Source organism: Prevotella pallens ATCC 700821 (assembly GCF_000220255.1).
GTDB classification, from domain to species: Bacteria; Bacteroidota; Bacteroidia; order Bacteroidales; family Bacteroidaceae; genus Prevotella; species Prevotella pallens.
Map to the genome: position 1 here is coordinate 1,653,868 of NZ_GL982513.1, position 11,110 is coordinate 1,664,977.

The following is an 11,110-nucleotide window of genomic DNA, read 5'->3' on the forward strand; positions in this document are numbered from 1 at the left end:
CTTGTATATGTCGATGCGAGTATCTTGTTGGGCAGATTAGGATTCATCACCACAATACTGGCAAAGTCCATCGCTTCGCCAGAGGTGTTTTTCACTTCTCCCCATAATTTAGTCGGTGCCGCCTGGGCATACGTCATACAGGGAATAAGCAATAAAAGCATGATTCCATATATTTTATTCATCAACCTTTTTCTGTGCAACAGCTTAACATTGCTGTTAAAATCACTTGGTAAATATGCTTGATAACTTGTCATAGTCATTATACTAGGTAAGGTTACTCGTTGCAATATTATGAAAAATAATTGTAACCACCAAGAAAAAACTTATTTTTTTTGATTTTCCTTGTTTTTCCTTGTTTTTCCCATACTCTCATCAATCCTTTAATATTCTGATATTCAGTTATATTTTTGTTCTCTGACAATAAATTATTCATCTTCAATAATAAATGATTATGGAATCAAACAGCAATGACAATTACGTGCTGGTCCTGGAAGACCGCACGGAAGTGAAAAATGAGCAGGAAGCGGGCAAGTTGTCCGTCGTATCCGGTGTTGACGACAAGGGAAACCTTAAAACAACTGAGGCTGTCGCCGCCAATCAGGCAGCGTTCTTGAAGTTCAACAATAAGGATGGACTTTTGAAAAACTTCATGACCAACTTCCTCAAACAGTTCAATAATCCAACTCATTTTGGGCTGTACAAGGTATTGGCAGACAATGTGGAGCAGGGCGTGGACAATCTGCGTACCATGTTACAAAGCCGTGAGAAGTCCGAAAGCAAGCAGCAGCTGGCTGAGATTGGCATTCCCTTTGAGGACTATCTGCCCCAGCAGAAGAATGCTACCGCCATCGATGAGTCGAAGGTTGATTGGAAGCAACTCGATAATCTCGGTCTTTCCCGTGAGCGATTGGAGCAGAGTGGAGAATTGGAAAAGATGCTCAATTGGCAGAAGAGCAATCTCTTGACGATTGCCGTTCCCATTGGCGACACGACCATCTACACCGAAGCACGCCTTGCTTTCCGCACAGACGATAGTGGTAATATCGGCTTGGCAATTCATCCTTTGAGAAAAGAACCACAGCTTGATTTCCCCTATATGGGCTACAAGTTCTCTCCTGAAGAAAAGGAGCAACTCCTTGCTACGGGTAATCTTGGCAAGACCATTGAGGTAACACCTAAGAACGGAGAGCCTTTCTCTGCCTACGTATCTATCGATCCGCAGACGAATGAAATCATAGCCCTGCGTGCTGACCGTGTGAACATCCCTAAGGAAATCAAGGGTGTAACCCTTTCTGACGCTCAGTATAAAGACCTTGTGGAAGGCAAGGCCGTGAAAGTGGAAGGTATGACTGCTAAGAGTGGTAAGTCTTTTAATGCCACGCTTCAGGTCAATGCAGAGAAGAAAGGCATTGAGTTCATCTTTGGCGACAACAAAAGTTTAAGAGAACGACAGGAACACAAACAGACACAGCAGCAAGGCGTCCCGCATAAGCTCTGCGGCTTGGAGCTGTCAGATAAACAGCGTGAAGCTTTGGATAGCGGTCGCACACTATATCTAAAGAATATGGTGGACAAGCAGGGACAACCTTTCAACGCATATGTTCGCATGGACAAGGAACAGAATAGACCACGCTTTTATAAATGGAATCCCGACAAGAAGCAGGAAACCGGCAAGGAAAAGGTGGTTGCCGTAGCCGAAGAACACAAAACACAGGTAGCTGTCAATAACCACGGCAAGACGAATGAAGCCACGAAGAATGTGAAAGAGCCTCTGAAGACTGGACAGACACAGCCTACTGCTGCCCAAAAACAAAAGCAGGACGAAAACAAGCAGAAAAAGTCCCGTGGACGTAGAATGTAACCTTAAAACCATTTATCACTATGATAACTTGTGTTATTGCCGAGAAGCCCTCGGTAGCCAGGGACATTGCCCATATCGTTGGGGCAAACAGCAAGCAGGAAGGATATATGGAGTGCAACAGTTACCTTGTTACTTGGGCAATGGGACACCTCATCGCCCTTGCCATGCCTGAAGCCTACGGTTTTTCTGCCTATAAAGCTGAAGACCTGCCCATTCGTCCCAATCCCTTTCAGTTAGTGGTACGACAAGTATGTAAGAACAAGGAGTATATATCCGATCCAGCAGCACTAAAACAGCTCAAGGTGATACGCTCCTGCTTTGACAAGGCAGATCGTATCATTGTCGCCACCGATGCAGGGCGAGAGGGTGAGCTTATCTTCCGCTATATCTACCAACATCTTGGTTGTAGAAAGCCTTTCGACCGCCTTTGGATAAGTTCACTCACAGACAAGGCTATTCGTGAGGGACTTTCTAATCTCAAGCCTGGAAGCCATTACGACAATCTCTATTATTCCGCCAAGGCAAGAAGCGAAGCCGACTGGCTCGTGGGTATCAATGCAAGCCGTGCATTGTCTATCGCCCGCAGGGGAGGCTATTCTTTGGGACGGGTACAGACCCCAACACTTGCTATGGTCTGCCGTCGGTACATAGAGAACCGTGATTTTTCTTCCGTACCCTATTGGAAATTATCCGTCCTTACAGAAAAAGAGGGTTTGTCGCTGAAAGCCATTGGCGGTAAAGACTATGAGAGTGAAGCATCGGCACAGACCGCTCTCGCTGCACTTCGCAGTCAGAGCCAGCTTACAGTGGAATCGGTCGCAAGAAAGGTAACGCATACACCGCCACCACTCTTGTACGACCTTACTGCCTTGCAGAAAGATGCCAACAGACGCCACGGCTTTTCTGCAGACAAAACCCTCTCGATAGCCCAAAGCCTCTATGAGAAGAAAATCACGACCTATCCCCGCACAGGCAGCCGATATATCAGCGAGGATGTCTTCGAGGAAGTACCCGTCCTGCTCCGCAATATAGGCAAGACACTATCAAATCCGCTTAACCGCCACTCGGTGGACAATACCAAAGTTACCGACCACCACGCCATCATCCCGACTGGTGAAAAACCATCAGGATTGTCGACAGATGAAATAACTATCTATCAAATGGTAGTTAATCGCTTCATAGAAGCCTTTTCTCCCGATTCCGAGGAAGAGCGTATGCAGGTGCGGTTTACTGACGGTACCAACACCTTTACTTGGAAAGCATGCCGACAAATCTCTTTAGGTTGGAAAGCCGTACAGAAAGATAAAGAAGCGGAAGCAGATAAGAAAGAGGATAGCGATGAACAGATTTTGTCTTCATTGCCGACCTTGACTGAAGGTGAAATCCTGCCACTTGTCGATGCAGAAATCACCGAACATAAGACCAAACCTAAACCCCTCTACACAGAAGCAACACTGCTTTCTGCTATGGAGAACGCCGGAAAAGAGGTCGAAAATGCAGAGAGTAAGAAAGCAATGGCAGAGTGCGGTATCGGCACACCAGCCACCCGTGCCAACATCATTGAGACACTTATTCTCCGTGATTATATCCGAAGAGACAAGAAATCCATCATTCCTACCGAGAAAGGTCTTGCAGTCTATGAGATTGTCAAAGATAAGAAAATTGCCAATGCGGAGATGACTGGCAGTTGGGAACTTGCCCTTGCTGCTATTGAAGCAGGAAAGATGCCATCTGATAAGTTCTCACAAGGCATCAACTCATACGTGGGAACTATTTGCGAGGAACTCCTCTCGCTTTCTTCAGAGCAGAAGTCCTATCCTGTCTACCTCTGTCCAAAGTGCGGACAGCAGAGTGTCGGCATCTATGCCAAGGTAGCCAAGTGCAGGCATGAAACCTGTGGTTTTCACGTATTTCGTGAAGTCTGCGGCATACATCTCTCTGAAGATAATATCCGTGACTTGATAAATTCTGGTCGTACACCTATCCTTAAAGGACTGACCAGCAAGGCAGGCAAGAAATTCAACGCCCGTCTGATTTTGAAGGACGATTATACTACCACCTTTGAATTTGAACAAAACAGGAAACGGAAATAGCATACTACTTCATTCCTGATACTAAAGTCTGACATGACAACCAAGCTTTGGTATCAGAGTGGTTATTCTCATAATAGAAGAAGTTATACCTTATGGCATACAATAAGAAAGAAGTCCTGCAAGCCAACACGGAGGCTATCCGTGTGGTCTTGCGCCTGGAAAAAGAACGCCGTGAAGCCACCGAAGCTGAGAAAAGTATCTTACGAAACTATCAGGGCTTCGGTGGCTTGAAATGTGTACTCAACCGCACAGATAACCCCGATGACATACGCTATTGGAGCAAGTCTGAGCAGAATCTCTTCGAGCCGACACAGCAGCTCAAACAGATGATTTACCGTGAAGCCTTAGATGCCAATACCGCCAAGCGGTACTGGGAGAGCATCAAGGCAAGCGTACTGACCTCCTTCTATACCGATACCCGTATCGTTTCTGCCATCTCTGATACTCTCACTTCTGTAAATGTACCCATACGTCGATGTTTGGATCCTTCGGCTGGCATGGGTGCCTTTGCAGAGACCTTTGCAAGGCAAGCTGGAGTTGTAGATGCAATGGAAAAGGACCTGCTCACTGCCCGCATCAGCCAAGCCCTGCACCCCTATGGTAAAGGCAATGTGTTCGTTCGCAACGAGCCTTTTGAAGCTATTGGAGAACTGGAAGACAAGGACAAGTACGACCTTATTACAAGTAACATTCCTTTTGGAGATTTCATGATCTATGACCGAGAGTATAGCAAAGGCAAGGACACTCTTAAACGTGAGTCCACACGTGCCATTCACAATTACTTCTTCGTGAAAGGTCTGGACTGCATCAAGGAAGGCGGCTTGCTGGCATTCATCACCTCACAGGGCGTGTTGGACAGTCCCCGCAATGAAGCCATACGCCGTTACCTCATGCAAAACAGCCGCCTTATCTCCGCTCTCCGACTACCATCGGGTATGTTTTCAGACAATGCAGGAACGGACGTAGGCAGTGACCTCATCGTCCTGCAGAAGCAGACAGGTAAAGAAATCAGCGAGGGCATTGAGCAGCAGTTCGTAGAAACCGTTTCCGTTCCCAAGGAAGAAGGCTCTTCTGTCGTCTTCAAGCATAACTCTCTTTTTGTAGGAGATTGGAAAGACATATCTCATCGCACCGTTGCCACAGAGCGCATAATGGGTACAGACCCTTATGGAAGACCTGCATGGGAGTATCGGTTCACAGGAGGATTTGAGGAAATGGCAGAAAGTCTCCGGACACAACTCTCTCTTGAAATGGGACAACGTATCGACCGTAAACTATATGAGACCGGTATACCGATGACAGAAGCAGAGCGAGAGGCAGAAGCAGAGAAACAGCTTCGCAAGTTGGGTATTACCATAAGTCGGGAAGAAGAAACAGAGAAGACAAAGACTGAAGACAAGGGTATAAACGATGCCTATAACCTCATGCCCGACAGTATCAGAAAGCAACTGCCTAAACTTTACAGCACGGAAAAGGAACTCATTGGCGATAAGGTTGCCTATGCACGCTATTTCTTCCCTATGGGAGCATACACAGCCTACCTTCTGGAATATGACCCTAAGAGCCGCATTGGTTTCGGTGCTGTCACGATGGGTTATGGCTGGGAGCTTGGCAATATGTCCCTCGATGAGATGGAAGGCGTGAAAGTAAGAGGATTGGGCATTGAACGTGACCTGTACTTCTCTCCTAAGAAATTGCATGAGATAGCCGAACTGGAAGAAATAGTCAGGGGGCAATATACCAAAGAAGAAGTGGTAGCAGAGGAAATCAAGGAAGAAGTGATAACAAAGGCAGAAACAGAGAATAAGGTTAAGGAGACTGTAACCATTGCTTCTGAGAACGATACGCAGATAATGGAAAATACCGTTCCTAACGGCGAGACAATTCCATTACAGCCGTCATCATCAGAGTCTGCCCCACAACAATTCGTATCAGAACAGCCTTCCATGACTATAGAACCTGCTCCCGAAGGCGTACCCACCTTGACACTTCATCATCAATACGAGCAGGAACCACAGGAAATCCGTACGGATATTGAAGCCCCAAGAGAGATGAACGGACAGACGGTGTTCTTTGACGACGATCATCATCCGGTGGTGGACAATAATATGGAAGACATCGGACAACCGGAGCAGCTGTCACTATTTGCCCCGGAGGAATACAGTCTTTGGACAAGAGAAGTTACCCGTGTGAACAATGAAATCAAGGATAATTCAGGAACTTCACAGGTGCGCCATCCTATAACTCAAACTGCTCCCCAGAAATCATCGGAGTCCAAGATACAAAAGGCAGCGACCATTCCTCAACGGCGTACCCACGGCAGCAGGAAAGCGGCTTCTTCCTCTTCACGTGAGCCGTCCCTTTTCGATTTCATGAATGAAGCCGAGGAGCGCAAGCCGCAGCCGATAGCGGAAGTCAGAAAGGAGTTTGATGCTTCTCCACGCCCTTTTCTCTCTTCGCCGGACTCACACCTAAGAGACGGCTCCATTGTCGTACAGAAGGGACAGATAGGCTTTCTTTCTGACTTAAAGCGACATCCGACCTTCAACCCGATGGACTTGCCGTATGCCCAGCTTTCCCGTCTCAAAGCCTATATCGAGATACGGGAGTGCTATCATTGTCTCTATGACTACGAGGCGGAGAACCATGTAGAAGACAGAGAAGACCGCAGCAGGCTCAACCACCTGTATGATGATTATATATCCCGTTGGGGCTACTTTAACCAGAAGGCGAACACCGACATCATCAAGATGGACGCCACAGGCGTGGAAATGCTCTTCTTGGAACGCTCCGAAAACGGCAGGTACATCAAGGCGGACATCTTTGACCATCCTACGGCTTTTTCTACCACAGAACTGACCGTTGCCACAGACCCGATGGAAGCCTTGGGTGCATCGCTCAACAAGTACGGCGCGGTGGAACTTGACTACATGAGTTCACTTTTACCTGATATGGAGGAAAGCGACATCATTTCTTCCTTGGAAGGTCGCATCTATTACAATCCCGAAGAGAATGCCTACGAAGTGGCGGACAAGTTCATTTCGGGCAATGTAATAGAAAAGGCGGAGCGTATCGAGTCGTGGCTCTTAGATCATCCAGACCATGAGGAAGCCAAACAGAGCCTTGCTGCCTTGCGTGCAGCCACGCCAACACCCATTCCCTTTGCAGACCTTGACTTCAATCTCGGTGAACGCTGGATACCTGCTAAAGTCTATGGTAGGTTTGCCTCAGAGTTCTTCGGGACGGATATTGGCGTATCCTACCATTCCAACATGGACGAGTACAGCATTGTCTGCGACCGAAAGAATGCTAATATCTGGCACAAGTATGCCGTACAGGGGGAGTTCCGCCGCTATGACGGCATCAATCTCCTGAAGCACGCACTTCACAATACCATTCCCGACATCAACAAGAGTAAGGAGGTGACGGATAAGGTTACGGGAGAAGCCAAGACCATCAAAGTCAGGGACGGACATGCCATCCAAATGGCAAATGCCAAGATAGAGGAAATCAGGCAGGGCTTTGTCGATTGGCTCGGTCGCACACCAGACACGTTCAAGCAGCAGCTCTCAGACCGTTATAATCGTCTTTTCAACTGTTTCGTGCGACCCAACTTTGACGGTACGCACCAGACGTTTCCCGACCTTGACCTCAGAAGGTTGGGCATTGCCGACCTTTACAAGAGTCAGAAGGATGCCGTGTGGATGCTCAAAACCAATGGTGGCGGTATCTGCGACCACGAGGTGGGAGCGGGCAAAACGCTCATCATGTGTACGGCTGCCTACGAGATGAAGCGATTGGGACTAGCAAACAAGCCGATGATTATCGGACTGAAGGCAAACGTCTTTGACATTGCCGATACCTTTAGAAAGGCTTATCCCAATGCAAGGATTCTATATCCGGGCAAGAACGATTTCAACAAGCAGAACCGTCAACGAATCTTCAACGACATCAAGAACAATGACTGGGACTGTATTATCTTGACGCATGAACAGTTCGGCATGATACCGCAGGCATTGGAGATACAGGAAGCGATTATGCAAAAGGAACTGGACTCCGTGGAAGAGAACCTCGAGGTGTTGCGACAACAAGGAAGAGACATCTCCCGTGGGATGCTCAAAGGCTTGGAGAAGCGCAAGCAGACACTGGAAGCAAAGCTGCAGAACATACAGGACAGCATCGCCGAAAGAAAAGACGATGCCGTGGACTTCAAGATGATGGGTATCGACCACCTCTTTGTAGATGAATCGCACCAATTCAAGAACCTGATGTTCAACACCCGCCACGACCGTGTGTCGGGCTTGGGCAATCCTGATGGCTCACAGCGTGCCTTAAACATGCTCTTTGCCATTCGTACCATACAGGAGAGGTCCGGCAAGGACTTGGGAGCGACTTTCCTTTCTGGAACGACTATTTCAAATAGTCTAACGGAGTTGTATCTTCTGTTCAAGTATCTTCGTCCGCAGGCTTTGAAAAAGCAGGGCATCAACAGTTTTGATGCTTGGGCAGCAGTCTTTGCCAAGAAGTCGACCGACTATGAGTTCTCCATCACGAATGACATCATACAGAAGGAACGCTTCAGAACATTTATCAAGGTGCCTGAGCTGGCGGCGTTTTATGCGGAAGTGTGGGAGTAGAAAGCAGAAAATGGCATAAAACTCATATCTGACTGAAATACAGCGGATATTGCTTTTTTCTTCATCGGGTTGCATTTGAGGAAATAGGCAGAAAAGGGAGCGAAAAGGAAGGAGTTCAGTTACCAAATCGTTCGAAAAACGATGAAAGGAAAAGGACGGCTGAAAGTGGTAACTAAAACGGAGTTTTCTCTTTCATTATCAATGTTTTGCATCGTTCAAAGTTCCTCAAAGAAGTGTAATTTTGCAAGCAAAAAAACAATGGAAAAAGAAAAATTTAAGCTGCTTTTCTACCTCAAGAGAGGTACGCAGGACAAAAACGGAAAAAGTCCCATCATGGGACGCATCAGCGCAGGACGCTCTATGGTACAGTTCAGTTGCAAATGCTCGTGTACTCCTCGTTTGTGGGACAGTCGCAAAAACCGACTGCTGGGCAAGAGTGCCGAAGCCGTATCGGTAAACAAGGAACTTGACCGCCTTCAGGTGAGCATACACAAGGTTTATGAGTCTCTTTCGGGTAAATCCGATGCTCGCGTCACGGCAGAGCGAGTACGGGAGCTTGTATTCGGACTGAACAGTGAGTCACAAGGACTGCTGCATCATACAGACGAGTATATCGACCGCTTCCGTGAGCGTGTGGGCATAGACCGCAGCGAACGCAGACTAAAATGCCTGTTGCTCTTTCACAAGCATCTGGCAAACTTCGTCAGGTATCGCTACCGTGTGGAGGATATTCCCGTGCAGAAAGCCGACATCGCCTTTATCAAAGACTTGGAGGACTACTTCGCCAAAGAAAAGGGATTCAAGCTCAACACTTCGGCTGGCTATCTCTCCATGCTGGCTTCCTTGCTCAAAGACCTGCATAAACGGCACATCATTGACACCTATCCCTTCATCAACCATTCCATTCGTTGGGAAGTGGGTACTCCACGTTACATCACAAGGGAGGAGGTAGGTCTTATCGCAGCCTTGGGAGAAGATAAATTGCAAGGCTATGAAAAAGTGTCGAGGGATATGTTCCTTTTCTCCTGCCTGACGGGGCTTTCCTATACCGACGTGTATCACTTGACGGAGCAGCACGTCTTTCACGAAGCGGGAATGACTTGGATACGCAAGCCGAGAATAAAGACGGGCAACGTGTGCCACATCCCCCTACTTCCCGAAGCCGCTGCCATTATCGAGCGTTATCGGGGCATTCACACGAGGGCTTTCCGACACGAACCGCCCAAGGGGTATCTGCTGCCCATACCCGGATGCGACACGGTAAACATACACCTCAAAAAGATAGCACGGCTTTGCGGTATTCAGAAAACGCTGACCTATCACATGGCACGGCATACCTTCGCATCTCAGATGACACTGTCGGAGGGCGTGTCCATTGAGAGCGTTTCCAAAATGCTCGGACACAGTCAAATCAAAACCACGCAAGTGTATGCGGAGACATCTCCCGAGCGTGTCTTTCTGGACATAGAGAAAATACTTCCACAACTCGCACATTATCAACTGACCAACTAAAACCGCAGAACAATGAAAAGTACATTTGCCATACTATTCTACATAGATAGAAGCAAGACCAATGAAGACGGACTATGCGTAATCCGTTGCCGTATCACCTGTAATGGAACGTCCTCATCGTTTTCCACGCAGTTGCAAACTTCCCCCGACGAGTGGCTTGCCCGAAAAGGGTGCATCAAGGCGACAACAGGTAATTCAAGCGGCATCAATCTGCAACTGAACTCAATAGAAGAGTGCTTGCATTCACTCTATGAACGTACATTAAGGGAAGAAAACTATATCACGGCGGAATACCTCAAGGAGCGTTATATGCAGCAAAGTCGCCCCATGCCAACACTTACGGAGCTATATCAATCCGTTTGTGAATACAAGGAGGAATTGCAGGGCAGAACATTAAGCAAGGCAACTGTCAGGGCTTTTAAGGACAGCTACAAGAGTTTTGTTCATTTCCTGCAAGTAAGGGACAGGGCAGACTGTATGCCCACAGAGGTGGACAAGACTTTGCTTGAGGACTATCGCCTTTTTATGCTTCGGGACTTGGGAAACAAGGAAAGCAGTGTCGGCAACCGCCTACGCCACTTGCATCAGGTCATTCGCAAGGCATTGCAGGAGCGATACGTTCGTGAAGACCCTTTTGAACTCATAGACATAGAAACGCCTACCTACGAGCGCAATGCACTTACGGCGGACGACCTGCAAAAACTCTTGGCTTACCGTCCGCACCGCTCGACAGATAACCATTGCAGACTTATTTTCCTCTTGGGATGTTTCACGGGGCTGGCATTCTCAGACTTAAAGAAACTCCGAATGGACGATGTTTATACATTCGGGGATGGGCGTAGGTACATATCGCTCTGTCGAACAAAGACACAGAACAGAAGTATTGTCCCGTTGCTGCCCGTTGCCGAGAAAATACTCGCCATTGTGAGCCACGGACGAAGGGAGGGGCTTTTCTTTCGAGAGTTTCCCAGCAACAGTAATTTCAATAGAACTATTCAGGAGATATG

General features: G+C 47.6%; 6 protein-coding genes. 5 read left to right on the forward strand and 1 reads right to left on the reverse strand.

Features of this window, described 5'->3' with window-relative positions; translation table 11 throughout:
- On the reverse strand, window positions 1–254 hold a 254-nt coding region (locus tag HMPREF9144_RS13525), incomplete at its 3' end, for a hypothetical protein (RefSeq protein ID WP_257009648.1).
- Window positions 255–451: 197 nt separating this feature from the next.
- On the opposite strand from HMPREF9144_RS13525, the gene HMPREF9144_RS06490 reads away from it, so the two are divergent.
- The 5 genes from HMPREF9144_RS06490 to HMPREF9144_RS06510 form a co-directional block, all read left to right on the forward strand.
- On the forward strand, window positions 452–1,861 hold the full coding sequence (locus HMPREF9144_RS06490) for a DUF3945 domain-containing protein (RefSeq protein ID WP_040595621.1): 1,410 nt from the start codon (window positions 452–454) through the stop codon (window positions 1,859–1,861).
- Between the two features lie 20 nt (window positions 1,862–1,881).
- Window positions 1,882–3,954 carry a type IA DNA topoisomerase gene (locus HMPREF9144_RS06495; RefSeq protein ID WP_006045120.1) on the forward strand — a complete coding sequence of 691 codons (2,073 nt, stop codon included), beginning with the start codon at window positions 1,882–1,884 and terminating at the stop codon, window positions 3,952–3,954.
- 92 nt (window positions 3,955–4,046) lie between these two features.
- Window positions 4,047–8,591 carry a helicase-like domain-containing protein gene (locus tag HMPREF9144_RS06500; protein WP_006045121.1) on the forward strand — a complete coding sequence of 1,515 codons (4,545 nt, stop codon included), beginning with the start codon at window positions 4,047–4,049 and terminating at the stop codon, window positions 8,589–8,591.
- A gap of 258 nt (window positions 8,592–8,849) precedes the next feature.
- Window positions 8,850–10,103 (forward strand): site-specific integrase, encoded by a 1,254-nt coding sequence (locus tag HMPREF9144_RS06505; protein WP_040595623.1) that lies wholly within the window; start codon window positions 8,850–8,852, stop codon window positions 10,101–10,103.
- Between the two features lie 12 nt (window positions 10,104–10,115).
- The coding region (locus tag HMPREF9144_RS06510) for a site-specific integrase (protein ID WP_040595409.1) at window positions 10,116–11,110 on the forward strand (995 nt) is incomplete at its 3' end.